Genomic DNA, 498 nt, shown 5'->3' with positions numbered 1-498 from the left:
CCACACGGTCGGGCCGGTATGGTTTGGCGGAAAACAAAATGAAGAGGCTAAATTGGCACAATCCTATGCCAATTCTTTGCTGCTTGCCCAGAAACACGATCTTCACAGCATTGCCTTTCCGTGCATCAGCACCGGTGTGTACCGCTTCCCGGCCGAAGCCGCCGCACGTATCGCTTTGGAGAGTTTGAAGCAAACCCTGCCGCAATGTCCGGCAGTGGAAAAAATCATCTTTTGCTGTTTTTCCAAAACAGATGCCGAATATTATCGGGTATTGCTGGCTGCCGAACAGGCCGTCTGAAATCCGCCGAACACTTGAAATCAAATTATGAATCAGAAAGCAAAAATATGAGTATGTCCCTCGCCCAAAAACTGGCCGCCGACAGCGTTGCCGCGGTTGCCGAAGGGCGCAATCTTCAGGATGTTTTGGCGGAAATCCGCGTGGCGCATCCGCAGTTGACGGCGCAGGAAAACGGCGCCTTGCAGGATATTGCCTACGGT

At 52.4% G+C, this 498-nt stretch carries 1 protein-coding gene and 1 pseudogene; both read left to right on the top strand.

What is annotated here, in order from left to right:
* Positions 1-298: macro domain-containing protein (locus ACTHTY_RS11615; RefSeq protein WP_440367778.1), on the top strand; the 298-nt coding region annotated here is incomplete at its 5' end.
* Positions 299-345: 47 nt separating this feature from the next.
* A pseudogene (locus tag ACTHTY_RS11610) lies at positions 346-498 on the top strand (16S rRNA (cytosine(967)-C(5))-methyltransferase RsmB); the annotation flags it as partial.

The sequence above is a fragment of the Neisseria sp. P0019.S002 genome, from assembly GCF_051957155.1.
Classification (GTDB): Bacteria; Pseudomonadota; Gammaproteobacteria; order Burkholderiales; family Neisseriaceae; genus Neisseria; species Neisseria perflava.
Note: the sequence above shows the minus strand (reverse complement) of the source record. Positions and strands in the feature narration are given on the sequence as shown.